This window comes from Paenibacillus amylolyticus (genome assembly GCF_001570725.1).
Taxonomy (GTDB): domain Bacteria; phylum Bacillota; class Bacilli; order Paenibacillales; family Paenibacillaceae; genus Paenibacillus; species Paenibacillus amylolyticus_A.
The window spans coordinates 1,575,681-1,602,397 of the sequence record NZ_BCNV01000001.1 but is presented as its reverse complement, the minus strand read 5'-3'; the positions used below and the strand labels follow the sequence as shown (position 1 = coordinate 1,602,397).

The following is a 26,717-nucleotide window of genomic DNA, read 5'->3' as shown; positions in this document are numbered from 1 at the left end:
GATGGTGCAATCCGGCTGGGCCGGTTATTAATAGACATCCCGCTGATAACGTTTCTCCTGCTGCAACCGTGTCAGATATTCCGATGCCTGCTCAGGCGATAAACCGCCTTCTTGTTCAAGAATCGTGGTGAGCGCAGCATGCACATCATGTGCCATTTTTTTCTCGTCGCCACAGATATATACGCTTGCACCTTCCTGGAGCCACTGGTACAGTTCTTTGCTGTGTTCCAGCATACGATGTTGTACATACACTTTCTGTTCCGTATCACGTGAGAAGGCTACATCCATCTTAGTAAGCACACCATCTTTGAGCCAACGCTGCCATTCCGTCTGGTACAAGAAGTCGGTGGAGAAATGCTGATCTCCGTAGAACAGCCATGTCTTGCCCTCTGCTCCTGTTTCTTCACGCTCACCAAGGAAAGATCTGAACGGCGCTACGCCAGTACCTGGGCCAACCATGATGATCGGCGTGTCTGGGTTCTCAGGCAGCTTGAAATTCGGGTTATGCTGTATATATACAGGCAGGGTGTCGCCAGCTTCGATTCGTTCAGCCAGATGAACCGAGCATACACCGTAACGCTCTCTGCCACGTGCTTCATAACGTACCGTACGAACGGTGAGATGAACTTCGTCCGGGAAAGACTTCGAGCTGCTCGCGATAGAATACAGACGTGCCGGAATTTTGCGAAGAACAGCTACGAATTCCCCAGCAGGAATGCCTTTCAACTGATAGTCCTGAACCAGATCCAGCAGATCACAGCTGTTCATGACTGTACGGAATTCGGAATCATCTGCGAGCAACGCTGTCAGACCGCTTCCCGGATTCAGCTTCGCCAGTTGTTCCACGACCGGTTTCGTTACGGCTGTAATCTCGAAATAACGCAGCAACGCTTCATGCACAGATGCCTGATCCCCGTTTTTATTCACAGTCACGCGCTCATCTGCATTCCATCCCATGGCTGCAATCAATTCATCCACAAGACGTGGGTGATTCTCAGGAAATACCCCAAGGCTATCACCAGGCTCGTAATCCAGATTGGACCCTTCCAAAGACAACTCAATGTGACGTGTTTCACGGTCCGAGCCTCTGCCATTCAGATTGAGATTTTCTAGCACCTCACTCTTGAATGGATTCGTGCGGTCATATTCGGATTCCCCGCCGCTCACCGCAGCTGTAACAGCTTCAGTAGTTACTGTGCCCGCAGCACCAGATGTGCTGCTTAATGACGCCAGTACTTCATTCATCCACTCCGCAGCTGCTTCATCAAAATCAACATCACAGTCCACGCGCGGTACAAGAGCTGTACCACCCAACTCCTGCAATCGTTTATCGAAGTCCCTACCTGTCTGACAAAAGAACTCATAGGAGGTATCTCCGAGAGCCAACACCGAGTAACGGAGTCCTTCGAGCTTCGGAGCTCGTTTGCTGTTCAGGAATTCATGCAGCGGAATCGCATTATCCGGTGGTTCACCCTCGCCGTGGGTACTAACGATGATAAGGAGATTTTCAATTTTCTTGAGTCCGTTCGGTTTGAAATCTCCCATCGATGATAACGTTACCTGAAGACCTTGCTCTTCAAGTTTCTTGGCCAGCTTCTTCGACAGGCCACTGGAATTCCCGGTTTGTGAACCGAAGAGTACGGTCACTTCCCTGGACACTGGCGAAGCACTGACAGGTGCAATACCTGTAGTTGGTGCAGCCTGTACCAGGTTAGCTGGAGCCGCTATTGTCGCGCTTGCCTGGATTGCTGCAATATATCCACTCAACCAAGTCCGTTGTCCATCGGTCAATGTAGGAATAAGACGATTAAGCAGTTCAACTTGTTCTTGATTAAAAGGGCTGTTTGTCACTTGAAGTTCCACTTTTTGCCACCTCGCGCATTGCTTCGATTTTAATTCCGACTAAAATGATCACATTAATTAAATTTCTTCTCTCTAAAACCTAACACACCGGGTGTTTAGGGTCAATTTCAATGATTTTATGACATTTATCAGTTTCGCTGATAAAGGAACAATATGTGCGAATCCATCTCTGTTAGGGTAACGCAAAAAGACTTACTCCAACCTAGGTTTCAGGTCAAAGTAAGCCTTCTTTTTCACACGCTCCGATTCTGATGTATCATTACTTATTCCATATGAGTTTGCTCATCATCGCATATAGCAACGTAGCCGATTCAGCTCGGGTCGCTTCGGCAAGAGGTTTCACCTCACCGTTGTACCCGTTGGCGATGCCCAAATTCACAAGTAATGCCACACTATCCCGGGCATAAGAGCGAATCTTGGAAGCGTCGCGGAAACGAGTGAGATTATCTGTTGCAGACATCTCGGAGTCAACCAGTCCAGCCGCTGCAAGAGCTCGCACTGTCAACGTCATCATTTCCTGACGGGTGATCGTGGACTCTGGCAAGAAACGCCCGTCACCAGTCCCCCCGGTAATGCCGAGCGAACGCGCAGCTGTAACTGCTTCGTAGTAAGGAGCTTTTTCGTTTACATCAGAGAACGCATTTCCGGAAGCCGTACTCAAGCCCAGCGCTGTCATTAGCCACTGTACGTATTGACCACGGGTCATCTCCTGTTTTGGATGCAACTGAGTGGAATCTCCGCTTGCCTCGGCATCAATCACACCTCGGACAGCCAATGCCTCCATCGCTTTCTTGGCCCACTGCACTTCTGCAAGATCTGCGAATGTCTGCTCTACAGAGACAACAGCATAATTTCCTGTAAGTGATGTTACGGAAAATACAATCTGCCCGCTATTTGAATCATAGTGACTTTGCGGCAACGGGGTTACCACATCGTTCGCGTCAATGGCAAACGCTACAATCCGATCCTGCTGAGCATTTGGCGATGATTGATAAGGCAGTCGAAGCGCCAACTCGCTTCCTGATGGCCAAGTCTGACCCTCCAGTTGGAGTTCAAGTTGAACCCCATGCTTCGTACCAAGCTGATCTGCGACTGTTTTCGGTAGCTCCGTTCTGACCAATCGGATTAACGCAATACCGTCACTAACCGCATCCTTCGTTAACAGTGTCGCAGGAAGCTCCAACGTCCCCAGCTCAGTTACGATGTTGAACACATGTGATTCATTTTGATCCAACAACGCAGAGGCAGGCAGAGACACTTCATATGCAGTTGCTCCCGAGATCGGCTTCAGTCGAAGTTCAACCAAGCGCTGACCCGCTTCTGTTGTAGGCGCAACTTTGAAAGCCTCTTTGATGGTGGAAGCATCCACTTTAGACTGCACTACACCCTTCTGGTCAGATTGCCCCTGCAACTCCAGAACAGTACGGTCTTTCTGTGGTTCAGGTTGTGATGCAGGATTCTCCGCACCTGGACTACCATTTCCTGATTGTCCACCATTGTTGCCTGAACTTGAACCATTTCCTGGATTAGCACCTGAATTTCCGCCTGGACTACCTCCCGAACCAGGGTTACCTCCGGGGGAAGGAACAGACGCGGGTACCTTCACCGTCAAAGGCACAGTCAGAGCTTTACTGTCGTCAGAAGTTCGAGTTATTTCCAACGCAAGTAGTACCGTTGTTTCCATTGATGGCGGGACAATCGTTCCATCGGTTTGAATGACAGACGGTACCGAACTGGAAGCGATCGTCACCGTGAAACCTTGCGGTACTACCGGTAACTTCAGTTTTTTTGCACCTGCGGAAGGCTGTTCTAGTGCCGTGATGCCTGTAGCTACATCAGCAGCGGTCTGCTGAACCGTAAGTACCTGATATGCGGAAGATAGACCGCTCACGGATTGCCCAGACGCATCAAAAGCTTCCACTTTGTAATAGTAATCTGTGCCGGGGTTCAACTCACTGTCCTTGTATTCTCTCAAATTACCGTTATAGACCACCTTATACTCACCTTGCTCACGATCTGAACGGTAGAGCTTGTAGCTTGCTGCGCCAAGACGTGCATCCCAATGAAGCGTTGCGCTCGTTGAATCAACCGCATCAGCATTGAGGCCAGCACTCTCATTGGCAGGTGGTTCCGCATCTGGTTTAACGATCATAATCCAACTAATCATCGGGTCCTGCGATGCCGTGTTACGCACGGTCAGTTCCAGCTTGTTGCCCGATACACTAATGCCTTTGTGCGCTCTCACACTGGCAGGTGTAAAAGTAACTGCACCGGTATTGGTGCCATTGATGATGAAATTCGCTCTGCGTGACGCATTAGTCCACGGATCGTTGAATCCGGCGTACACGTCGTATGTCCCATTCGGCACATCAAATGTATAGGTTAAGTCCGTGCCTTTAGGAGAATTGCTGACATTGCCACCGTTAAGATAACGCACGGTCGAGAATATATCCCCGCCATTCGAACCGGATGCCAGTGCATCTGGGCTGACATACCCCCAATTACGTCCCTCTGCCGGAACGTACATCTGATCCGCTATTCCGGGGTTCGCAAGTGTTCCTTTCATATAAGCGCCCATGAGACTGTAATCAGCAGTTTCATAACCTCCGCTATTCACAAAATAAAGTGTATTCTCTGGAATGACGTTTACACGGACCGCCTGTTTTTTGTTGTTATATTCCGGTGTCGTTACCTGTAACGTGAGCGGTCCAGGCTTAGCAAAATCTTCCGCCGTCATAGCCCGATTATCAATCGTCCATACTGCTGGCGTTGACACCAGTTCATCCCCGTCGCGCACATTTAATGTGGTTGGCAGGGATGGCACTTTGCCAAGCGCTACAGCTTCTGGCAGCGGATCAGCGATATCCACCTTGCCCATTGAATTCAGCAGGTCAGGCGTCCAGCTGTTATACCACTTGATCGCGATGTCGGAGCCTATTCCAAACTCAATTGGCAAGAACACGTATTTTGCAGCGTCATTCGAGAAATTGCCACCGTTCCACGTATCCCCTACGTAAATGAATTTGCCTTTTTCCGGATCGACCGGAATGACGGATGTAGTCTGGGTGCCAAATGCTTTGCCTGGATCGGGATCGCTCTGCGACGTACTTACAAACGGATTGGTCTGCGTTGACCAAGGCCCGAAAATATTGTCCGCCACCGTCACTTTGTTTTCGTTAGGGGCCCATCCGGAAGCTCCGGAGGTTAATATATAGTATTTACCCTGATACTTGAACATCGCTGGCGCTTCGCGTTGCCCTCCAGGGAACACACGCACGTAATCGACGCCGTATTCCGCCTGATAGGTGGAATCACGTACCGGATTGCCTTTGTCATCCGTTCGTCCTTCCTTATGCCACCCTGTTACGTCACTGTAGTCTTCAGTCAGTTTGGAGATATACAGCGTCAGGTTTTCCTCACTGGAGTAGATCAGATAGCCAGTGCCATCATCGTCCTTAAATAGTGTCATATCACGAGCCATACCCACATCACTTGGGAAGTAATCTTTCTCTCCTTCGGGGGTTCTGTCCATGCGGTAACTCTTCTGATACACGAAAGGCCCTGTCGGAGAGTCGCTGATCGCGTAACCAGCACGCGCTTTACCGTAGTTTGCATTATCGTTATACGGGTCCTTGTCGCCGTCCATGTGGGCCCACATCACGTATTTCTTCGTTTTGTCGTTGTAGATGACCTTTGGTCGTTCAATAATCCGTCCTTTGCGAATATCTGCCCAGATATCCACGCGGTCCTCACGCCCCGCATACAATTCAGAGATCAACGGGTCATTTTCAAAATCATCCATCGATTGGAGCGTCGTTAAAGCCATGCCTCCATCCGTCCAGTTCATCAGATCCTTGGAAGAATACACACGCACACCAACCGCTGGCCAGCCGCCCTTATGATATTCGCCATACCAGTAATAGGTCTCTGTCTGTTTATCATAGAAAAAACCAGCTCCATGCGCATCGATCGGCTTCCCGTCCAGATCTGGCCACAATTGCCCCGGAGTAATGCTTGTGCGAACTGTGGCAACCCCCAACGGTGCGGATGCGGGAGAAGTTACGCCGTCTACGGTCGCCTGGAGGATGTAAAAATATCCTGTACCCATCGTCAGACCACTATCGGTAAACGTGCTTTCATTGCCACTGTACACCTGCTGATATGTCCCCGTTGCACTAGTTGCACGGGACACTGTATACGTTACATCAGATCCAGGCAGGACATTCCATCCGAGAGAGATCGATGTATCCGTCACAGCTGTGGCAGCAAATTCTGCAGGAGAGTCAATGGAATACGTCGTGGCTTCTGCAACTGTGAACGTTGACTCCCCAGCTGCGTTGTAGGCCGTCACGCGATAGCTGTAACTGTTTCCGGGCTTAAGCCCCTCATCTGTGAAAACAAGCCCCTTCCCTTCGTAAACCTGCTCATATTGGTCACTGCCAGCTTCGGATCGAACCACGCGATAGCCAGTTGACTTATCCACGGCGGGCCAAGATAGCTTCACACTCGTGGCATTGAGTGCTACCGCTTTTAATTCGCCAGGAGCCTGTGGTGCCGCCGCAGTCGTCCGAACTTCCAGCGGAGCAGTCCACAATGATTCGGTTAATCCTCCGTATTCATAGGCGAGCTTGTAATAATACACCGTATCCCCACTTAATCCTACATCCGTGTGTCCCAAAGTCCAGCTGTTGGTTACCAGGGAATAACCACCTTCAGGTGTGGGAGAACGATAGAGGCGATAGCTTGATGCACCCGCGATTTCAGACCATTGCAGGGAAACCGAAGACGCCGTCTGCTCAGCAATAGAGAGCTGAATATCGTTCCCAGGCGGTTGCTCAGCAATGATCACATCATCTGCATGTACCGACTGCCACTTATTTCGAATACCAACGGTACCTGACCCATATGTAGGATCGACCAGATCAAATACCAACCGATCGGAGCCGTTCTCAACGATATATCCGCGGATGGAGGTACCCGACAGCACCACTTTGAGCGTGTACCACGTATTTTTGGCAAATGTATAGTCCACCGTTTTCAATGGTGTATCTGTCCCGTTTACCCTTTTCGAGAAAACGAGTTTATTATTGGGAACTTGCATTTGAAAATAGTAAAAGTTGCTCTTATCCTGAAACCGCAGCAATATTCCCGGATACCCCTGACCGGCTCCCGTGTAAAAGCGCATGGAAACGGTCATGTCCGACATGGAGTCCCCAGTGGAGATGATGCCTTCATTGGTATCGCTCTGGAAAAGCGTCGAGTTGGATGCATCTGTCGGGTCAGCGTTCACTTCCCAATTGCCTGAGCTAACGTTCCACGCAGGTGATGCCGTGAAATCCCCATCCGAAAAATCGTCCTGCAACAACGTGGCGGGTATACTGTTCAGATCAGCATATGCCTTACTCGGCAGCATCAGCGGTCCGGAGGATAGCGCAAGTGTTGCAGATAACATGAATATCATGGGTTTCCTGAGTTTATCCAATGTTCATTCTCTCCTTTGGCTTGGAAGATGAAAGCATGGTTCTTGAAGGCGCGGTGTTGTTGTCCGGCCTGTCCTCAGCAGCCAGCGGTCAGTAACGAGCTAGGTCCACCTCCTTATTTTAATGAAACCGGTTTCATTAAAGCGCAAAAAAAGACCCGTCTTCTCTTCTAAGTGCAATGATACCCATTCGGAATACCGTGTCTTTCTTGCCCCTATACAGTGAAACAGGTTTCTTAATATGAAAATGTAATCGCTCTCATGAATTATATTATTGCCTTATTCAAGCTGTCAACTATGAAATCTACTCAAACATTTTTCGTTAAAACCATGCAAAAAAGGCGCGAGTTCTGCCTGTTTTGCAAGCAAAATTCGCGCCTTTTTTCACCCTTCGAGCTTGTTCGCAAGCTCGCTCGTATTAACTTAGAATACTTTCGTCGTCCACGACTCACAGTTCCAAGTCTCCGTAACCACATCACGATAGAATTCCGGTTCGTGGGAAATCAACAGAATGCTGCCTTTGTAAGCCTTGAGCGCACGCTTCAACTCTTCCTTGGCATCAACGTCCAAATGGTTCGTCGGCTCATCGAGCACAAGCAGGTTGGTTTCGTTATTGATCAGCTTACAGAGACGCACTTTGGCTTTCTCCCCACCACTTAGTACAGCTACCTTGCTCTCAATGTGTTTTGTAGTCAAACCACATTTTGCAAGTGCAGCACGAACCTCGAACTGGGTATACGAAGGGAACTCCTGCCAGATCTCTTCAATACACGTGTTGTAGTTGGCATCCTTCATCTCTTGCTGGAAGTATCCAATCTCCAGATGTTCACCGCGTTGAACGGTTCCTTCCAGAGCTTGAATTTCACCCAAAATACTGCGCATCAGGGTTGTTTTACCGATTCCGTTCGCACCAACGAGGGCAATCTTCTGTCCCCGCTCCATACGCAGATCCAGTGGTCTGGACAACGGTTCGTTGTAACCAATCACAAGACCTTTGGTTTCGAAAATGAGCTTGCCGGATGTTCTTGCATCACGGAAGTTGAACTGCGGTTTCGGTTTCTCCTTGGCGATCTCGATGACATCCATCTTGTCGAGCTTCTTCTGTCTGGACATCGCCATATTGCGTGTAGCTACACTCGCTTTGTTACGTGCTACAAAATCCTTGAGGTCAGCAATTTCTTGTTGTTGGCGCTTGTAAGCCGACTCCAATTGCTGTTTTCTCATCTCATGCACTTCCTGGAAATGATTATAATCGCCCACATAACGAGTTAGATTCTGGTTCTCCATGTGATAGATCAAGTTGATTACACTGTTCAGGAACGGAATATCATGAGAAATGAGGATAAATGCATTCTCATATTCCTGCAAATAACGTTTCAGCCATTCGATATGCAATTCATCCAGATAGTTCGTAGGCTCATCGAGCAGCAAAATATCGGGTTTTTCCAGCAACAACTTGGCAAGCAGTACTTTAGTACGCTGTCCACCACTCAGGTCATTGACGTCTTTATCCAGGCCGATATCCGTCAGACCCAGACCACGTGCGGTTTCATCCACTTTGGCGTCGATCATGTAGAAATCCTGATTCGTCAGCGTGTCCTGAATTGTACCCACGTCTTCAAGCAGTTGTTCAAGCTCCTCTGGAGTCACATCGCCCATTTTCCCGTACATATCATTCATTTCCTGTTCCATGTCAAACAAATACTGGAACGCGCCGCGAAGTACGTCACGGATCGATTGGCCTTTGTTCAATACAGCATGCTGGTCCAGATAACCAACACGCATCCGTTTGGACCACTCCACCTTGCCTTCATCCGGCTGAAGCTTGCCTGTAATAATGTTCATGAAGGTTGATTTACCCTCACCATTGGCCCCGATCAGACCAATATGTTCGCCCTTTAATAGGCGGAATGAAACGTCGTTAAAGATAGCACGGTCACCAAAACCGTGACTTAATTTTTCTACATTTAATATGCTCATTCATGACACCTTTTCTATATAGACTTAATTCTTTGTATATTATAAGCGTTATATCCTGCACAACTCAACGTCATATTCAAAAATATTGCACCTTTTTGTCTGAAATTTGCCTTAAATGAAAGTATGGGGTAAAATTTTGCCTTAACGAATTATTACTATATAGAACGGAGCTCTTCGAAGAGCATCAGGTGAAGATTATGATTGAAGTGAAACAATCCAAGTTAGGTGATGGTGGTGAATTTAACCGCGGGGTATTTGCTACCGTTGATATTGCCAAAGGAACGCTTATCCATCAGGCACCCGTTGTACCTTACCCGAATGAAGATCATGAGCATGTCGAAAAAACGATCCTGGAAGATTACGTGTTCGAATATGGGGCGAATCATACCGCGATTCTGCTCGGCTACGGCAGTCTGATCAACCACTCTTATGAGCCTAACGCTACCTATGATATCAATTTTGATAACCACACCTTTGACTTTTACGCATATACAGATATCAAAGCTGGCGAAGAAATCGTGATCAATTATAATGGTGAGGAAGACAGCATGGACCCGTTATGGTTCCTGGACGATTACGAGGAGCGTATGCTGGAGTTCAATAAGTCCAATGATGATGAGGGTGAAAAAGAGACCGAAACCCAGTCCATGGATACGGACACGAGTAAATAAACATTAAATTCAACAAGTTTCGCAAGGACCTTCGTTGTAGGATGCGAAAGAACTCGATGCACACGGTGTACTATGATACGAGTACTCTTCATAGTCCTATGTTTAAACACGAAAATAGGCAAGTCCTCCGTTGTTGGAAGACTTGCTTATTTGTGCTGTTTTACTTTCTAAGGTAGATAAGCTTGTTAGTGTTTCATGGTTTATCGTGTTGGTGTGTTATTTGTTGCTGACTCAATCCCCAGCTAGAAGTTATCTGGCTTTTGCACCAGTATACCTTAACTTGTTTTAATCCGTAATTGGCGGATCTATGTGCAAGTCTTCATCCGGTGCCGTGGATCTCCACTTCGTAAAGGCTACCTCGAACCCTGCACGCTTCGGTGAACATAGAAATGGACCGGCTTGTTTGTTCGTCGGATGGGCAAACCGCGCAACTCGAATCGTTCGCCATGGATGCTCATCTGTCCGAGCACGAATGACGACTGCTTCGTTATTGTAGGAAGCTCTAATCGTTACGATCCGTCCACCCCACTCTGGCACAGGAGATAATGACCAATCGGAGTAGGCGTCTGTCACAACTGCTCCAACATGAGCGACACCATCATTGACCTCAACTCCAGCCTTGATCCATTGATCTTCTCCGTACCATAACATTAATCCCGCCTGATCATACAATTCGGTAAATGAACTCAGATCGAAAGATATTTCAATGGCTTCCGTTCCATCCCATGGTGCAAGCATGGCGTGTCCATTCCGATGACAGAACCCGTAGAATGTTTTTTCCCAGAAGTCACTACCTTCCTGAGCTTCCACGACGAAACGATCCCTTTCCATCCGCGCAGCAACGGGTTCCGTGGTCCACTTGCCTTCATGCAACCCTATAAAATCCGATGACATCGCTATTCTCATCCTTCCTTCCGTCCCAAAGAGGGGACATTATCACTTCTACAATAGAGAACCCAAGTCCGATGCAGCAGTAGGATATGCAAAATTCATGGTGTTTAGCTGATCAGTCGTTAGATTGAATTGAATCGCCATTGCAAAAAGGTTAATCAATTCTTCTGTTTTGCTACCGAACACATGAGCACCCAGAATATGGCCGGTTGATTTATCGATCACCACTTTGGCCATGGCAACTTTTTCATGCGTTCGCTTGTAAGTATACCATTTCGACATATCATTGTTCTGTACCTCGTAGCCTTCTTTCTTCGCTTGTTTCGTACTCATGCCTACTGATCCAAGTGCAGGGACAGTAAACACAATGGAAGGCATGACTTCATAATTTGGTTTGTGTTGGTTTCCCTCCAACAAATTAAACGATACCGCGCGGGATTCCTGTCCAGCTAGAGGGGTCAAAGGCAGCCCTTTTGTGTCGGTCACATCGCCAGCAGCATACACTCGTGGATTGCTTTCACTTTGCAGATACTCGTTCACCTTAATCCCTTTTTTGCTGTAGCTGACGTTGCCTTTCTCCAATTCCAGCCCATCCACATTAGGAATGCGCCCGGCTCCGTGCACGACAAGTCCGCACTGCCACTGGTGATCTGCACCATTGCGTGTACCATGAACGACATAGGCGTTCCCCTCTTGCTGTATGGATTTCACCTCCGCGTTCAAGTGAACATGAATGCCGATCTCTTTCGATTTTTGCAACAAAGCTTCCACCAGCTCCGCGTCAAATGATTTCAGTGGCTGTTCACTCCGATGCAGGATGTGAACTTCCGTCCCGGCTCTGGCCGCAATATGAGCAAACTCAAATGCAATGTAGCCACCGCCTACCAGTACTAATCGATCAGGCAGTTGTTCTAAATCCAGAAAGTCATCACTGTATATGAGATGCTCTGAGCCCTCAATCTTAAGTGGTGCAGGTCTTGCACCTGTAGCAATTAGAATGTGTTTGCCATGAAGCACTTCTTCTCCAACTTGAATATGCTCTTCATCGACGAATGAGGCTTTACCATGGAACGTATCCATTCCGGCCTGTTTGAATTTATCCTCGCTTGCTCTGGGTATGCTCTCGGTAAAGGTGCGCTTAAATGCCATCAATTCAGACCAATCTATTCTCGCCTGTCCTTGAATCCCCTTACCTTGCATCCGTTCATTCCAGTCCATCAACTCAGCCGCTCCAGCCAGTACTTTCTTGGGATCACAGCCGCGCAGTGCACAGGTCCCTCCGAACTCACGTTCATCAATCACAGCTATCTTCCAGCCAGCTTCAGCACAGCGGGTGATTACAGAACTTGCGGCGCTTCCTGTTCCAATTGCAATCAAGTCATAGGTTTCTTGGGTCATCATGGTTCCTCCTCATCCTTTTGATACATCTATTGCAGAGACGCCTAAAGTTACAGCAATCCCGCCTGTTTAAGGTATTCTGTTGCCACCTGCTCAGGATTTGCTCCATCTACGTTCACGTCATAGTTCATCTGACGCATCTCTTCATCGGTAATTTTGCCAGCAAGCTGATTCAACACCTCAACCAGTTGTGGATATTGATCTGCCGTTTCTTGACGAAGCATCGGTGCGCCTTGATAAGGCGGGAACAATTCCTGATCATCTTCCAGCACAACGAGTTCATATTCTCTCAACTCACTATCTGTGGAGTAGGCATCTACGAGATTGATATCGCCACGTTGAATAGCTCCATAGCGAAGCTTCGGTTCCATGGTTGCAACGTCCGGGAATTCAATCCCATACTTCTTCTGAATGCCAAGGTAACCGTCTTCCCGATCCGAGAATTCCAGCGTGAATCCTGCCTTCATCTGTTGTTCCACCGGCTTGAGATCCGAAATGGTCTTGAGATTGTACTGATCTGCGACGCTTTGTGGGACGGCCAACGTATACGTATTGTTATAATCCATAGGGTTCAGAAGCACCATGTTGAACTGGCTCAGCATTCCATCCCTAGCCTGTTCGTACACCTCTGTCCGATCGGTGCTGACAGCTGTTTCCTTCATGAATTCGGAGATCGCTGTCCCGGTGAATTCGGGATAGATGTCAATATCACCTGATTTGAGTGCATTGAAAAGGAATGGCGTTTTGCCTAATCCGGGTTTTAGTTCAACAGTCAGGTCTGTATCTTTTTCGATCAGCAATTTATACATGTTAATCAGAATTTCGGGTTCCGCCCCCAGTTTTCCGGAAATGACGAGATCCTTCTGTCCTCCCCTCGCAAAAAAGGGAATGGTGATCACAAGTATCGCGATCAGAGCAAGCGAACCCAAGGTAACCAATGTTTTCTTGAATGACAACCGCTGGAACTGACGCAATAGCACATCAAACAAAATAGCCAGCAATGCGGCCGGAATAGCTCCAAGGATGATCAGTGCCGTATCATTCCGATCAATGCCCAGCAAGATTAATGCACCCAAGCCTCCAGCGCCGATCAAGGCAGCAAGTGTCGCCGTTCCTACAATCAGGACCATCGCGGTCCGAATTCCGGCCATAATGACAGGCATCGCCAGTGGCAGCTCCACTTTGATCAGACGTTGTCGACTATTCATGCCCATCGCATTCGCCGCTTCGACCATGGAAGGATCGACTTCGGATATTCCTGTGTACGTGTTGCGAAGTACGGGAAGCAGCGCATACACCACCAGTGCAATAATTGCAGGCAATGTGCCTATGCCGAATAAAGGGATAAGCAATCCGAGAAGCGCCAAAGACGGTATAGTCTGTAACACAGCCGTAACCCCGATAATCGGTTCAGCGACTCTTGGCTTTCTTGTCAAGTAGATACCAAGCGGAATAGCAATTAGGACGGCAAAGAACAACGCGATAAATGAGATCTGAATATGTTCAAGCAGCCCAGACAACAACTGACCTTTACGCTCACTGAACACCTCCGTGAATCTACTCATGTCCATCACCTCGCTCCTGTAACTGACCAGACCAATATTTCATCAGATCAGACCGACTGATCTCACCAATAATCTGGCGGTTACGTTCAACCAGCAGATGGTCATGGAAAGACATGATCTCAACTAACTCCGTCAACGTAATGGATACGGGAACGGCTGTTTTGGCCGATTTTGGTACATGACCAGGTGAGAGCGGCGACATGATGGTTTCGAGATCAAATGCAGATTGTGAACTTGTATCAGCGTTAGGACTCCCTACAAACTCGCGTACGAAATCATTGGCTGGATGTTGGATCAATTCTTCCGGAGTGCCTACCTGCAAAACCTGTCCATCCTTCATAATGCAGATGCGATCCCCCAGCTTCATCGCTTCCTGAATATCATGGGTGACAAACACAATTGTTTTCTTCATCTGACGCTGGATATCCAGAATATCGTCCTGCAATTTCTCGCGGCTCATCGGATCGAGTGCACTGAACGGTTCATCCATCAATACAATCTCGGGATCGGCAGCGAGTGCACGCAACACACCAATTCTTTGCTGTTGTCCTCCAGATAACTCGGCAGGTTTGCGCTCACTGTACGTGTCTCCGTGCAATCCAACCATGTCCAGCAACGTATGTACGCGCTTCTTGATTTGATCTGACTTCCATTTTCGCAGTTCAGGAACAACAGCAATATTCTCGGCAATCGTCATATGCGGGAACAATGCAATCTGTTGCAGCACATATCCGATATTCCATCGCAATTCGTGAATGTTGTATTCATCGATTGGGCGTTCATTAATGCGTACTGTTCCATCTGTTCGTTCAATCAGGCGATTGATCATTTTGAGCATGGTGGTTTTGCCACATCCACTTGGACCAATCATGACGAACAGTTCTCCTTTGTTAATGTTGAGATTAACCTGACGCAAGGCTGTAGTCCCATCAGGATATTGTTTAGATACATTTTCAAACTGAATCATCCGCACTCTTCGCCCCTTTATCTAGGAAGTGTCTCAGACACGCCCTAACATTCATTCTCATCTATTTCCCCAAAAGTGTGTTCGTATAATCACTGCTCCGGATAATGGTGTTGCTTCCATCATTTTCACTAGAGCTATCTGTTCACGAAAAAATAATGCGTTGATTTATGTCGATAGTGGTATAATATTGATAGTCATTGAGAGTATAAATTATCCTTTCACCACTTTTTTCATTTATAAAGGAGTGTACCCATATGTATATTCAAATTACTGATCTGGCTGCAAAACGCTTGACCGAAAGCCTGAATGACCAACCCGGATATTTCAAAGTTATCTATGACCTGGAAGGTTGCGGATGTAACGGAGTTATCGCGATTATCATTGTTGACGAACTTGCGACTCTCGACGCGCAGATTGAAACCAATCTGGTCCCGTTCTATGTTGATCCGAAGCAGCAGCTGAATCTTGAACAACACATGAAGCTGGATACGGAAGAAAACTATCCTTCTTTCAAATTGAGCAGTGATTCCGGTGTCCTCAGCGGTAACGTTCGTGTTCGTGATACCCGCGCCGTGACTGTAGGAAACTCCAGTGGATCTGACGCCTGCATGCTGTAATACAGTCTCCAGCAGGAATTAATCTAGCATTATCTCTTCACATCAAAAGCCGTTGCATCTAATGCAACGGCTTTTTTTAATGTTCTCTTCCTTATATGCCTCTATCAGAGTTGCAAAAAAGACTCTAACAAACTTTGTTTACAACTCGGAAACAATTGGAGAACCTATGGATATAATCCTCTAGTATACTCGGTATATAGATTCATATAATCCGAGGAGGAACACACATCATGAAATCTTTTACTCGTAAATCCATCATATCCACAATTCTGGTAGGTTCTGTTGTAGCAGGTTCTGCTTTTACTACCCTTCCTATTACTTCAAGCTTGAATCCTGTCGCATCTGCTGCGAGTTCCAGCTTCACTCAATTTCTGCATGATAATGCACCTGGTCGTACGATCAAAACGATTAAAAATGTAGCAACGGTGACCAATGTGTCTAGTACAGTTGTGCTTGTCAATAAAAAGAGAAATCTGCCTTCGACTTATGCACCTCAAGATTTGGTAGTCCCTAATATTCCTTTTAGCTTCTCAGGCTCCAGTCCGAAGAAACAAATGCGTAAAGTGGCTGCAAACGCGATTGAAAAATTATTCGCCGCCGCCAAAAAAGACGGCATTGATATCAAAGCGGTGTCCGGCTATCGCTCTTATGCGACCCAAAAATCGATCTTTGACCGTAATGCCAGTATCAAAGGTGAAGCTGTTGCCAATAAGACAAGTGCTCGTCCAGGACAAAGCGAACATCAGACTGGCCTAGCCATGGATATCTCCAGCGCTTCGGCCGGTTATGATCTACAACAAAGCTTCGGCAACACCAAAGAAGGCAAATGGTTGAAAGCCAATGCCCACAAGTACGGATTCATTATCCGTTATGGTAAAGATCAGGAGAAATTAACCGGCTACTCTTATGAGCCATGGCATGTACGTTATGTAGGTGTGTATATTGCTGGTGAGATTACCAACCAGAAACTTACGCTGGAGCAGTATTTGGAACGTGCCAAATAAGGTAAGTTCGGGACCCAAAGCTTAGCGAATATCGGATCAGATAAAGAAGCGTGACTAAAGCATAGCTGAAGCAAAAGATGGGGCCGAAACTGGCCCTCTTATGCTCCAATCTTTCTTTGTACACATCATCATGTACCAGCAATTCTTCTAAAAACCAGTGGCAATCTCTTCAGACTTTCTGTTCCAGCCCAAGAGCCTACGCCAGCAAGTAGTGCATTATGGAACAAATACAGTGCGACATTGTAAACGATTGATCCCAGAATGATCTCCATTACCACAAAACGTTTTAACGTCGAAGATTGGATCACATATACCCGAAATTCATGCGGGTTATGTCCTCCCTTATACCTTGTAATGAATGTTCTCATGAATCACCTCTAGTGTTTTATTTTAGCGTATGGCAGGCAAACCTTGTCTTATTCTAAAATAATACTTACATAAAGTAACTAAGTGTGTTATAGTCAGTTTATAAATCATACATAAGCGAGGGAAACCATCATGAGTGAGTTAGAGAATCTGGTCAAAAACCGTAGATCGGCCGTTATTTTTGAAGAAGGAATTGAAATTTCGGATTCGGAACTACAAGAGATGTTTGCCCTGAACAAATTTGCACCTTCTGCCTTTAACCTGCAGCATACTCACTATCTTGTGCTTAAAGATGAGGAACAGATAGAGAAAGTCTATGAAGCTTCCCAGCAATATAAAGTAAAAACAGCTTCTGCGGTCATCGTGGTTTTGGGCGATGTCAACGCACACCATCATATCCGCACCATTAACGAAGGCTTGCTGAACTTGGGAGCACTCACTCCGTTCCAATACGAGCAGGAATCACAAAGTGTCACTGAATTTTACGAATCTCGCGGCAGATTCTTCCAACGTGAGGATGCGATTCGCAATGCCAGCCTGTCTGCCATGCAATTGATGTTGATCGCTCAGGATCGCGGTTGGGACACCTGTCCCATGATTGGTTTTGACTCGGAAGAACTGCAACGGAGTTTGGATATTCCCGACCATTTTGTACCTGCCATGATGATCACGATCGGCAAAAAGTCGGAAGCCAAACAGCGCCCACGCGGTTACCGTAAACCGATTAACGAATATGTTAGCTTCAACAAAATGCACGCTGAATAACATACAATATAACAAAGAAAAAAAAGCCACGATCTCGTGGCTTTAATACGTTTCATAGATCAAGTTGTCCAACATCTGAAATTCATCGTCGAACTCCGAGTATATGTACAGTCGGCCAGCAGGTGTATCCCCCGCGTCATAACCCAATCGGAAATATTGATCTCCCTGAAATTCGGCATCAGCCAGAACCAATTCATTAATATCCTCGTCCGGATGGGCCTCGGCAATAGTTCTAAGCGCCTGCTCACCAAGCATATCCCACCGTTTCCACGTCGCCTCCATGTATGGGGACAAAGCTTCCATCTCTGTCTTGGTTGAAACCTGCGCTGTGACTACTAGCTCATTACCCTGAACCAGCAAGCGCATCAGATAGTTGGACATCGATCCATCATACTGAAATAGACCCATCCCCTGAACTTCATGATTGGATTCAAACATCAGATTGTCTGCAAATTGCAGTCTCTCCAGCTTGGGATTAGCGCTATAATCCAACTCGGTTAATTTGTTCTCGGAACAGTACAGCTCACGTAGTTGCACGTTATGTCGAATGTCCAGCTCGCTAATGTGATTGTTAAAACAACGGACACTCTCCAAAACCAAATTCGAACGAAGATCCAACTGTTTGATATGGTTGTGATGGCAACGAAGTTCAATTAAGTTTGGACAACCGGTTACATCAAGTTCCAACATGTAATTGTTGGCGCAATCGAGTCGCTGCAGTTGCTTATTGTATTCAAGTTCAAGTGAGAAAAGAGCGTTATAGCTGCAACTGAGCTCCTCCAATCGCTCAAGGGACTCTGTAACCAGCTCCGACAACATATTCCAGTGACACTCCAACGTAACAAGCTTGGAATTATGAGAAAGATCCAATTTACGAAGTCGATTAAAGCTGCAATCAAGCAACTGTAATTCCGAATTGGAACGAAGGTCCAGTGTAAGAAGCTGATTCTCTCTGCAACGTAGCGTCCTCAGCTTGTGATTCTGAGTAAGATCCAGACCGGTCAATTGATTATAGGCACAATCCAGCTCTTGAAGACCCCTAAAATACTCGATTCCCTCAAGATTGCTAATATTGTGATTGGAAAGTTGTAATATCTCAACCTCACAAACGTCACTCGCCTGAATGAACCCCCTCTGATTACAAAAACGATCCAACACAACTCGCCTGAAACGTTCATCCGTGAAAGCATAGGTGATATCCATACCCGTGATCCTCCCCCTCTCCTTTTCTTCTCTCGGAGCAGTCCTCCAACATATTATCCCTATTCTATGAGTTTCAACGTAGGGAATCAATATTAACCTATGCAATTTTTTTTATACCGTGTTAGCATCCAACATGTAAGGAAAAACCGAATAGAGAGGAAGAATTTCATGCAAATGTATATCGAAACCCTCCCGTCATATCGTCTCGCTTATGTTCGACAAGTTGGTCCTTACGGTCCAGCCAATGCTCAAGCGATGAATACGCTGAAACAATGGGCAGACAAAAACCAATTGCTTAACGAATCAGCAACATTACTGGGTATCCCTCAAGATGACCCGGCTACCACATCGCCCCAGAAATGCAGATATAATGCCTGTATTGTTATTGCCGAATTCGAACGTCTGGAAGATGATTCTATTGAGTTTGGAGAATTATCAGGTGGAGATTATCTCATCTGTAAAGTGAAGCACACCGCAGAAGATATTCAGCAGGCATGGAATGTGATCATCCCCCATTTACAAACAAGTGGTTATCAGATGGACAACAAGCCGGTTATAGAACGATATCGTTGGGAACTGCTTAATCAGCATTATTGCGAAATATGTGTGCCTGTAAGACCCGTGTAATCCACGTTACGAGGAAACAAAAAAAGTGACTTCAGATTGAAGTCACTTTCTTGTTTAATACTATTACTTGTACTATTTAAGTTAAACTAATCATTTACACGATAACGGAGAGGACAGAAAAAACCTGAAAAAGCGAAGCTAAAAGCTTTCTGTAAGAAAGCTACTTCGAAAGCACACACTCGCCCAAAAGCTTTCTGAAAGAAAGCTGCATCGGAAGCATACGCTATCCCCGGATTTTCCCCTTGAGAAAAGGGAATCAAAAAAATCTGGGGATAACAGCGATTGGAAGGTTATTCTGTCATCGTAGTGTCAGTGTAAATAATCTTTAGTTCAACTTAGATAACTAGATTAGAAATTAAAATGCCCAGTTGCCTTTACGGAATACCGGCTCGATTGTACCGTCTTGTAACTCACCATCGATATCCAGTTCAGCGGAACCGATCATGAAATCAACGTGAGTCAAGCTCACATTGCACTCATGCTTCAGCAACTCTTCGTTCGACATGGTTGTGCCATCTTTCATGTTGAATGGATACGCACTTCCCACAGCCAAGTGGCAAGATGCATTTTCATCAATACCCGTATTGTAGAAAATACGATTCAGGTTGGAGATTGGGGAGTCATGTGGTACGAGTGCGACCTCACCCAGATAACGTGCACCTTCATCGGTGGCAAACAGGTTCTTCAAATGCTCTTCACCGGATGCTGCCGTAAACGCTACAACCTGTCCATCCTTGAATGTGATTCTCATCTGGTCTACCAGTTGCCCGTTCAAGTTCAAAGGCATGGTGCTACTGACATATCCATTCACTCCGCTGCGCTTCGGCATGGTGAATACTTCTTCAGTCGGCATATTGGCAACCGTGTATACACCTTGTTTATTTTCGCTACCACCGCCACCCCAGATGTGGTTGTGGACCAGTTCAATTTTCAGGTCAGTACCTGGCGCACGATAATGCAGACTCTTATAGTTCTTTTTGTTCAGGAGATCACTCATGGTATTCAAGGTTTCCAGATGCTCTCTCCAATTTTGTACGGCGTCTCCGCCATCCACACGGTTCATTTTGAAGATGGTTTCCCACATCACGTTGATTCGGTCTTCTTCCGGAATGTCGGCAAACACTTTGTTCGCCCAAGCCTTGGTCGGTGCCTTGATCAGACACCAGCTAATTTCATGGTTACGTGTGTATTTTGAGTACCCTTTACGTGCCTGAGCAGCCGCTTTGGTTGCCCGGGAAACGCTGTCCGAATCAATACCGTTATACAGTTCAGGATCAGGAACTTTGATCGTCAGGGTAGCGCCGCCTGCTTCTGCAAATTTCTCCATCATATCCGCTTTCCAGGCTGGATAGTAGTCGAAGCTGTCATTGGAGCCATGCTCGAAACGACTGCGGGTAATGTTATCGTCATCAAAGTCCACTTGTACATAGTTTGCACCAGCCGCATAGGCTTTTTGCACAATCAGACGTGTGAATTCAAGCGTTTCGATGGGAGCAGTGATGAGTAGATCCTGTCCTTTTTGAATATTCACGCCGACTTTGACAACCAGTTCTGCGTATTGTTCCAATGACTTTTCAAAGGTTTGTTCAAATTGACTCATGGTTGTGTTCACTCCTGTTTCATATATTAATGGCATCGGTTTGCAAAATGGATTCGGATCTGTTGAGTGGCCGTTACAGCGAAGGATCGTTCTTTAGATCGTCGTTGTCTCCAAGTTTTCTTCATCGTATTTTTCAAAGGTTAAAATTTGGAGACAAATACGAGCGCTATCGCTTCTGCAGAATCGATTCCTTCTCTTTCACTACGCATGATCAATTTGCAAAATTTCATCTATAGAAAATGATCTAACCATTTCGTTTTTCTTGTTCGCGCAGTTCGATCCGGCGGATTTTACCGGAGTTTGTTTTCGGCAGATCCGTAACGAATTCGATCTTACGTGGATATTTATAAGGTGCTGTGATTTCTTTGACGTGATGTTGCAATTCACGCATCAGTTCCGGGGAAGCCAGTGAATCGTCTCTCAGCACGACAAATGCTTTGACAATATTGCCGCGGATCTCATCCGGACTCGCAACCACCGCGCATTCCTTCACGCTAGCGTGTTTCATGAGTGCTTCTTCCACTTCAAATGGTCCAATCGTGTAGCCCGAACTGATGATGATGTCATCACTGCGTCCTTCAAACCAGAAGTATCCTTCTTCGTCTTTACGCGCACGGTCTCCTGTTACAAAATAATCGCCACGCTGACTCGCTTCCTTCCGTCCCTCATCCTGATAATAAGACCGGAACAAAGCTGGCATCTCTTTGTGTACCGCGATATCTCCGACTTCACCCGCAGGAACAGGCTGTCCGTCTTCGTTAATGATTTCAATCAACCCAGGTGTAATCGACTGACCCATGGAGCCAATGCGTACCGGAGCGTCTTTGAGACTGCCGATTAACAATGTGCTCTCGGTCTGTCCATATCCGTCTCGAATGGTCAAATCGAAGTGACGCTGGAAGATTTCAATGACTTCCTGATTGAGCGGTTCGCCCGCTGAAACCGCACTTCGTAGATGGGACAGGTCATAATGTCCAAGATCATCCGCTTTGGCCATCAGCCGATATTCGGTTGGTGTACAGCAGAGGACATTAATTTGATGTTCCTGCATCAGTTCCAGGTAACGCTTGGGCTGGAATGATCCATTGTAGACCAGCCCGGTGGCGCCTCTTCCGAGTACGGACAGGAACGGGCTCCAGATCCATTTTTGCCAACCAGGTGCAGCCGTTGCCCATACCGTATCTGATGGCTGAATATCCAACCATAATGTAGAAGCGATCCGCAGGTGGGCATATCCCCAACCGTGGCTATGTACAACTCCTTTGGGATTACCAGTTGTGCCTGAAGTATAAGCAAGAATAGCCGTATCATCACGGTGAGTTTCCACCGCAGCCATCTCGTCAGGTTGATTCTGCATTAATTCATGCACATTGACCCAACCTTCAGCAGGTACGCCGACTTCACCATTCGGTGATGCCACGATGCGATGTGCCAGTGATGGCAGATCTGCGTCCATCTTTTCCACTTCCGAGGTCGTCTCGGACCATACAATAACAGCCCGCGCCTCAGAGTGACGCAGACGATATTCAAGATCTTTGGCCCGTAACATCTCGGAGGAAGGAATAACGGCAATCCCCAATTTCAGACAAGCAATGTAAATAACATAGGCAATAATACGGCGTGGTACCATGACCAACACCCGGTCACCCTTCTCTAGTCCAAGTTCACGCAAACCTCCAGCAAGACGATTCGCCTGCTTGAATAAATCACCGTACGTGATCTCTTCCAATTCTCGATGATCGCTGAGCCATCTAAGTGCAATCCGGTCTGATGGATGATTTTCCATCTCGGATGTCAGGTTATAGCTTTCAGGCGAAATCCACTGTTCAAAGTTCAAATGGAGCCTCTCCTTCGTAGTTCAAATGTTAAGCTTCTATATATTATACCCTAAATCCTAGGACCAGGTGCTATGAACTAGGCTCATTCTGAAAAAATAAACATAGGTCAATTAATGAACTATTATAATAGATCTTATCCTATAAAGAAAATGACATATAAAAAAATGGCACCCACCCTGGATATCAGATAGGCACCATTTCATTTTTAATTTTATATGACCACAATCTTTTTCTAACTATAATTTTCACACTGCTATACTGTGTATGTTACCAAGGATAATTACCCATGCCGTCCAAAATGCTCTCAATTTCATTGAGCTCTTCCGTTGTCAGATCCGGTGCGCTGAGCGCAGCTACATTTTCTTCGATCTGGGACACACGGCTGGCACCAATCAGTGCGGAGGTAACACGGTTGCCGCGCAAGATCCAGTTCAGAGCCAGTTGAGAGATCGTCTGTCCTCTTCGCTCGGCAACTGCCTGAAGCGCATCGAACTTGGCAATCCGCTCGTCCGTGTAAGCTTCTTTTTTCAAATTGCCTGTTGGATTGGCTCGTTCTTCCTTGATCTTGTCGACATATTTATTCGTCAACTGACCGCGGCCGAGTGGACAGAACGCAATGGAACCTACGCCTTGCTCATCCAGTACGTCTTGCAGACCGTCTTCAATCCAACGATTCAGCATCGAGTAATTTGGTTGATGAACCAGACATGGCGTACCCAGACGACGGAGAATGGTTACCGCTTCTTGCGTCTGTTCTGCATTATAATTGGACAAGCCCACATACAGTGCTTTACCTTGGCGCACGATATGATCCAGCGCCGTCATCGTTTCTTCCAATGGTGTATCCGGATCTGGACGGTGATGATAGAAAATGTCTACATAATCCAGTCCCATCCGACCAAGACTTTGATCGAGACTGGCAATCAGGTTTTTGCGGGAGCCCCATTCGCCGTAAGGTCCACTCCACATATGGTAGCCTGCCTTCGAGGAGATGAGCAGCTCATCCCGGTAAGGACGCAGATGTTTTTTGTAAATCACACCAAAATTCTCTTCCGCTGATCCTGGAGGTGGACCATAGTTATTCGCCAGATCGAAATGATTAATTCCGAGGTCAAAGGCACGTAAAATCATTTCTTCCTGAATATCCAATGTGCGGTTGCCACCAAAGTTCTGCCATAAACCCAGCGCAATTTGCGGCAGTCTGATTCCGGATTTGCCGGAACGTACATATTTCATCTCATCATATCGTTGTTCACTCGCAGTATAGGGCATCGTTATTCTCACTTTCCTCTAAGGTTTGTTGAATTCCTATTCATCTTAGACATTTTTCTGGCAAAACGATATGGCATTTCACTTTGAACATATGGAAAAATGATTTTTATCTATATAAACTAATCTTAAATTATTCATCTTTCACACTAATTAATATGTTAAAATGCAAGATGAGACGAAATCGTACAGGAGTGAATACCCTTGATTACGTATATGTTCAAGAACAATCATTTTCAGGAGCTTCAGCTCCTTCATTATGGCACGGAAGCCTGTACACCTGGTCACCACTTTGGCCCTGCCATGCGAGACTATTATAAAATTCATTATATTTTGAATGGCAAAGGCACCTTCGAAGTTGGTGGCAAAACGCATACCCTGCACAAAGGTCAAGGTTTTCTGATTGTTCCGCATTCCGTCGTGCATTACGAAGCAGATCAGGATGATCCATGGGAATACAGCTGGGTTGCTTTTCAAGGCAGCAATAGTTCTTCCTTTTTACAGCAGGCCTGTCTGTCCGAGCATCACCCGATTTTTGAGCTGGGTAATGAGGATGACGAGATGCGATCCTGCCTGCACCGAATGATCAATTCTCGCAATACCCACAAAGGCTGGGAGATTAGCATGACTGGTTTGCTGTATCAATTCTTCTCCATTTTAATTGATCAGGCTAATTCAGATCATCTTCAACCCATGCCGGATTATTCGAAGGAAACGTACGTAACGCAGGTAATCGACTTCATTGAAATGAACTATGCCAATGCCATTACCGTTCAATCCATCGCGGCTCATGTCGGCTTGCAGCGCAGTTACCTGTGCTCTCTCTTCAAGGACCAGATGGGAAGCAGCATCCAGTCGTATCTGGTTCATTATCGGATGCGCAGGGCAGCCGAACTGACGCTTGATCCCGGTCTGACCATTGGTGATATTGCCCGTTCTGTGGGCTACACCGATCAATTGCTTTTCTCCAAAATGTTCAAAAAAGTGATGGGCGAAGCTCCCACCTACTACCGTAAACATAAAACAGCACCCTCCCAGTTAAGTTGCTAATTGGGACGGTGCTGTTTTTGCCATTGGTTTATACCGTCTCCGGCATGGATACACCAACGACTTGCACTTTAATTTCATTCACCATAACGCCAGCTAATTGCTCTACAGCCTGTTGAACATTATGTTGAAGTTCACGGCAGACCTCGTGCATCTTGTTACCATATTGAATGTTGATGCGAAGCTGGATGGTTGCCTGATCGTCTTTGACGTGTACGTCAATCCCTTTTTGCAGACTCTTGCCACTGATACTCTTAGCAATGCCTTCAGTCAGTCCAACGGACATAGAGGATACGCCCGCCGTTGATTGAGCGGCCATCCCCACGATCTTGGACAATACATCGTTCGAGATGTGAATGGTACCCATTTGAACAGATTGAGGTGCGATATATTCAGGTTCATTGTATTGTTTTTCGATAATTTCAGACATGTGCTCCACTCCTTCGAATAATTTAGATTCTATGCATTCTGCCATTTGTCCTTGAAGAACATGTTATAGATTCGAACCAAAAGAATTTTAACAATCATATACACCGGAATAATAATCAGGATGGCAATAATTCCACCGAGGTCCCCTGCACCCAAGACCAGAATAATCGTCGTTAGCGGGTGAATATCGAGCTTTTTACCAAATACGTAGGGTGCAACCAGGTTGTCCTGAATCTGCTGAGCGACGAGAATAATAATCAGAGACCAGATGGCAACCGATGGCGATACCACGAGACCCATGATGACAATAGGCACGGACGACACAATCGCCCCGATAAACGGAACAAAGTTCATGATAACCGCGATTACCGTGAGCAGTAATGCGTACGGCAGTCCAATGATCAAGAAACCGATATACATTAGTACACCCAGGGCCAGATTCACCAAAACTCTTCCTACAATAAAACCACTCAGCGCCTGATCGATCTCAAGCACGACTTCACGGCTGTCATTTTGGAAACGTTTTGGAGCGATATGTGCCAGTTTACGACCAAACTTCTCACCTTGTAACAGCATATAGAACAAAAGGATCGGTAATGTAAACAAGATAATCGCAAAACTGGACACGAGTGAGAAAAATCCACTTACATAGTTGGTCACAAAGTTAAATCCTTTGTTGATATACTCCGTGATCTGAGATAAAGGTGTAGATCCCTCCGGGAACAAGGCTTGAATCGCACCATTCTGCTCCAGCTCTCTCAGTTGTTCACTTAATGAATTAAGTAAATTCGGTGCGTTATCGACCAGGTTGATGAGCTGCTCACGTAACGATGGCCATAATCCAATGATGAAGAACACACCCAGAATAGCAATAACCAGATAGATTAGCAAAATACTTAACGTGCGATTTATTTTCTTTTTCTCCATATAATTCACGAGCGGCCTTAGCAGATAATAAAAGAACACCGATAACATCATCGGCACGGTGATTACCGTGATCATGGTAACGAGCGGCTGAAAGATGAAGCTCACACGTGATAATAAATAGATATTAACCAATATCAGCGCCAGTGCAATACTGAACCTGACAAACGTATTTCCTTTGAACAAAATATTCCCCTCCACATGGACATTTCTT

Annotated in this window: 20 protein-coding genes; 6 read left to right on the top strand and 14 right to left on the bottom strand. The window is 46.3% G+C overall.

Annotated features, from left to right (window positions below):
• Positions 1-27: 27 nt before the first annotated feature.
• From PAHA3_RS07345 to PAHA3_RS07335, 3 genes are all read right to left on the bottom strand, one after another.
• Entirely contained in the window at positions 28-1,863 is a 1,836-nt protein-coding gene (locus PAHA3_RS07345; protein WP_062834132.1) for an assimilatory sulfite reductase (NADPH) flavoprotein subunit, read from the bottom strand.
• A gap of 259 nt (positions 1,864-2,122) precedes the next feature.
• Positions 2,123-7,345 carry an S-layer homology domain-containing protein gene (locus PAHA3_RS07340; RefSeq protein ID WP_062834131.1) on the bottom strand — a complete coding sequence of 1,741 codons (5,223 nt, stop codon included), beginning with the start codon at positions 7,343-7,345 and terminating at the stop codon, positions 2,123-2,125.
• A gap of 420 nt (positions 7,346-7,765) precedes the next feature.
• Positions 7,766-9,322, bottom strand: a complete 1,557-nt coding sequence (locus PAHA3_RS07335) for an ABC-F family ATP-binding cassette domain-containing protein (RefSeq protein WP_062834130.1) — start codon at positions 9,320-9,322, stop codon at positions 7,766-7,768.
• Between the two features lie 197 nt (positions 9,323-9,519).
• Between PAHA3_RS07335 and PAHA3_RS07330 the strand changes: the two genes are divergently transcribed.
• Positions 9,520-9,993 carry an SET domain-containing protein gene (locus PAHA3_RS07330; RefSeq protein ID WP_062834129.1) on the top strand — a complete coding sequence of 158 codons (474 nt, stop codon included), beginning with the start codon at positions 9,520-9,522 and terminating at the stop codon, positions 9,991-9,993.
• A 285-nt stretch (positions 9,994-10,278) separates the two neighbouring features.
• Here PAHA3_RS07330 and PAHA3_RS07325 read toward each other — a convergent pair whose 3' ends face one another.
• Genes PAHA3_RS07325 through PAHA3_RS07310 form a run of 4 tightly spaced genes read right to left on the bottom strand, consistent with a single transcriptional unit; the run spans position 10,279 to position 14,814 of the window.
• Positions 10,279-10,887: a DUF1349 domain-containing protein gene (locus tag PAHA3_RS07325; RefSeq protein WP_062834128.1), complete on the bottom strand. Its 609-nt coding sequence runs from the start codon at positions 10,885-10,887 to the stop codon at positions 10,279-10,281.
• A 48-nt stretch (positions 10,888-10,935) separates the two neighbouring features.
• Positions 10,936-12,282, bottom strand: a complete 1,347-nt coding sequence (locus PAHA3_RS07320; protein WP_062834127.1) for a dihydrolipoyl dehydrogenase family protein — start codon at positions 12,280-12,282, stop codon at positions 10,936-10,938.
• A 50-nt stretch (positions 12,283-12,332) separates the two neighbouring features.
• Complete coding sequence (gene opuFB, locus PAHA3_RS07315; RefSeq protein WP_062836009.1) at positions 12,333-13,847, bottom strand: osmoprotectant update ABC transporter permease/substrate-binding subunit OpuFB; 1,515 nt, start codon at positions 13,845-13,847, stop codon at positions 12,333-12,335.
• Positions 13,840-14,814 carry an ABC transporter ATP-binding protein gene (locus tag PAHA3_RS07310; protein ID WP_062834126.1) on the bottom strand — a complete coding sequence of 325 codons (975 nt, stop codon included), beginning with the start codon at positions 14,812-14,814 and terminating at the stop codon, positions 13,840-13,842. The genes opuFB and PAHA3_RS07310 overlap by 8 nt, the downstream gene beginning before the upstream one ends.
• A 254-nt stretch (positions 14,815-15,068) precedes the next feature.
• On the opposite strand from PAHA3_RS07310, the gene PAHA3_RS07305 reads away from it, so the two are divergent.
• Complete coding sequence (locus PAHA3_RS07305) at positions 15,069-15,431, top strand: iron-sulfur cluster biosynthesis family protein (RefSeq protein WP_062834125.1); 363 nt, start codon at positions 15,069-15,071, stop codon at positions 15,429-15,431.
• 230 nt (positions 15,432-15,661) lie between these two features.
• Positions 15,662-16,435, top strand: a complete 774-nt coding sequence (locus PAHA3_RS07300) for a M15 family metallopeptidase (RefSeq protein ID WP_062834124.1) — start codon at positions 15,662-15,664, stop codon at positions 16,433-16,435.
• Between the two features lie 128 nt (positions 16,436-16,563).
• Here the strand turns inward: PAHA3_RS07300 and PAHA3_RS07295 are convergent, their stop codons facing one another.
• Positions 16,564-16,803, bottom strand: coding sequence for a hypothetical protein (locus PAHA3_RS07295; protein ID WP_062834123.1), 240 nt, complete (start codon positions 16,801-16,803; stop codon positions 16,564-16,566).
• A gap of 130 nt (positions 16,804-16,933) precedes the next feature.
• Here PAHA3_RS07295 and PAHA3_RS07290 point away from each other — a divergent pair, with 130 nt between their 5' ends.
• Positions 16,934-17,566 (top strand): nitroreductase family protein, encoded by a 633-nt coding sequence (locus PAHA3_RS07290; protein ID WP_062834122.1) that lies wholly within the window; start codon positions 16,934-16,936, stop codon positions 17,564-17,566.
• A 42-nt stretch (positions 17,567-17,608) separates the two neighbouring features.
• On the opposite strand, the gene PAHA3_RS07285 is transcribed toward PAHA3_RS07290, so the two are convergent.
• Positions 17,609-18,769 carry a leucine-rich repeat domain-containing protein gene (locus PAHA3_RS07285; RefSeq protein WP_062834121.1) on the bottom strand — a complete coding sequence of 387 codons (1,161 nt, stop codon included), beginning with the start codon at positions 18,767-18,769 and terminating at the stop codon, positions 17,609-17,611.
• 168 nt (positions 18,770-18,937) lie between these two features.
• On the opposite strand from PAHA3_RS07285, the gene PAHA3_RS07280 reads away from it, so the two are divergent.
• A complete protein-coding gene (locus PAHA3_RS07280) occupies positions 18,938-19,396 on the top strand; it encodes an AraC family transcriptional regulator (protein WP_062834120.1) in 459 nt (152 codons plus the stop codon).
• Positions 19,397-19,751: 355 nt separating this feature from the next.
• On the opposite strand, the gene PAHA3_RS07275 is transcribed toward PAHA3_RS07280, so the two are convergent.
• From PAHA3_RS07275 to PAHA3_RS07265, 3 genes are all read right to left on the bottom strand, one after another.
• Positions 19,752-20,996, bottom strand: coding sequence for an aminopeptidase (locus tag PAHA3_RS07275; RefSeq protein ID WP_062834119.1), 1,245 nt, complete (start codon positions 20,994-20,996; stop codon positions 19,752-19,754).
• A 244-nt stretch (positions 20,997-21,240) separates the two neighbouring features.
• The gene (mbcS, locus tag PAHA3_RS07270; RefSeq protein ID WP_371327903.1) at positions 21,241-22,833 is read right to left on the bottom strand and encodes an acyl-CoA synthetase MbcS; all 1,593 of its coding nucleotides are present in this window, start codon (positions 22,831-22,833) and stop codon (positions 21,241-21,243) included.
• Between the two features lie 268 nt (positions 22,834-23,101).
• The gene (locus tag PAHA3_RS07265; protein WP_062834118.1) at positions 23,102-24,106 is read right to left on the bottom strand and encodes an aldo/keto reductase; all 1,005 of its coding nucleotides are present in this window, start codon (positions 24,104-24,106) and stop codon (positions 23,102-23,104) included.
• A 201-nt stretch (positions 24,107-24,307) separates the two neighbouring features.
• Between PAHA3_RS07265 and PAHA3_RS07260 the strand changes: the two genes are divergently transcribed.
• Positions 24,308-25,153, top strand: a complete 846-nt coding sequence (locus PAHA3_RS07260) for an AraC family transcriptional regulator (RefSeq protein ID WP_062834117.1) — start codon at positions 24,308-24,310, stop codon at positions 25,151-25,153.
• A 28-nt stretch (positions 25,154-25,181) separates the two neighbouring features.
• Here PAHA3_RS07260 and PAHA3_RS07255 read toward each other — a convergent pair whose 3' ends face one another.
• Complete coding sequence (locus PAHA3_RS07255; RefSeq protein ID WP_082762737.1) at positions 25,182-25,580, bottom strand: Asp23/Gls24 family envelope stress response protein; 399 nt, start codon at positions 25,578-25,580, stop codon at positions 25,182-25,184.
• Positions 25,581-25,609: 29 nt separating this feature from the next.
• A complete protein-coding gene (locus tag PAHA3_RS07250) occupies positions 25,610-26,689 on the bottom strand; it encodes an AI-2E family transporter (protein WP_062834116.1) in 1,080 nt (359 codons plus the stop codon).
• Positions 26,690-26,717 lie beyond the last annotated feature (28 nt).

Bases quoted from the DNA above. Each gene is read 5' to 3' on its own strand.
- PAHA3_RS07290 (WP_062834122.1), top strand. From the start codon at position 16,934: ATGAGTGAGTTAGAGAATCTGGTCAAAAACCGTAGATCGGCCGTTATT.
- PAHA3_RS07255 (WP_082762737.1), bottom strand. From the start codon at position 25,580: ATGTCTGAAATTATCGAAAAACAATACAATGAACCTGAATATATCGCA.
- PAHA3_RS07310 (WP_062834126.1), bottom strand. From the start codon at position 14,814: ATGATTCAGTTTGAAAATGTATCTAAACAATATCCTGATGGGACTACA.
- opuFB (WP_062836009.1), bottom strand. From the start codon at position 13,847: ATGAGTAGATTCACGGAGGTGTTCAGTGAGCGTAAAGGTCAGTTGTTG.
- PAHA3_RS07330 (WP_062834129.1), top strand. From the start codon at position 9,520: ATGATTGAAGTGAAACAATCCAAGTTAGGTGATGGTGGTGAATTTAAC.
- PAHA3_RS07325 (WP_062834128.1), bottom strand. From the start codon at position 10,887: ATGTCATCGGATTTTATAGGGTTGCATGAAGGCAAGTGGACCACGGAA.
- PAHA3_RS07305 (WP_062834125.1), top strand. From the start codon at position 15,069: ATGTATATTCAAATTACTGATCTGGCTGCAAAACGCTTGACCGAAAGC.
- PAHA3_RS07300 (WP_062834124.1), top strand. From the start codon at position 15,662: ATGAAATCTTTTACTCGTAAATCCATCATATCCACAATTCTGGTAGGT.
- PAHA3_RS07280 (WP_062834120.1), top strand. From the start codon at position 18,938: ATGCAAATGTATATCGAAACCCTCCCGTCATATCGTCTCGCTTATGTT.
- PAHA3_RS07295 (WP_062834123.1), bottom strand. From the start codon at position 16,803: ATGAGAACATTCATTACAAGGTATAAGGGAGGACATAACCCGCATGAA.
- PAHA3_RS07335 (WP_062834130.1), bottom strand. From the start codon at position 9,322: ATGAGCATATTAAATGTAGAAAAATTAAGTCACGGTTTTGGTGACCGT.
- PAHA3_RS07275 (WP_062834119.1), bottom strand. From the start codon at position 20,996: ATGAGTCAATTTGAACAAACCTTTGAAAAGTCATTGGAACAATACGCA.
- PAHA3_RS07320 (WP_062834127.1), bottom strand. From the start codon at position 12,282: ATGACCCAAGAAACCTATGACTTGATTGCAATTGGAACAGGAAGCGCC.
- PAHA3_RS07285 (WP_062834121.1), bottom strand. From the start codon at position 18,769: ATGGATATCACCTATGCTTTCACGGATGAACGTTTCAGGCGAGTTGTG.
- PAHA3_RS07265 (WP_062834118.1), bottom strand. From the start codon at position 24,106: ATGCCCTATACTGCGAGTGAACAACGATATGATGAGATGAAATATGTA.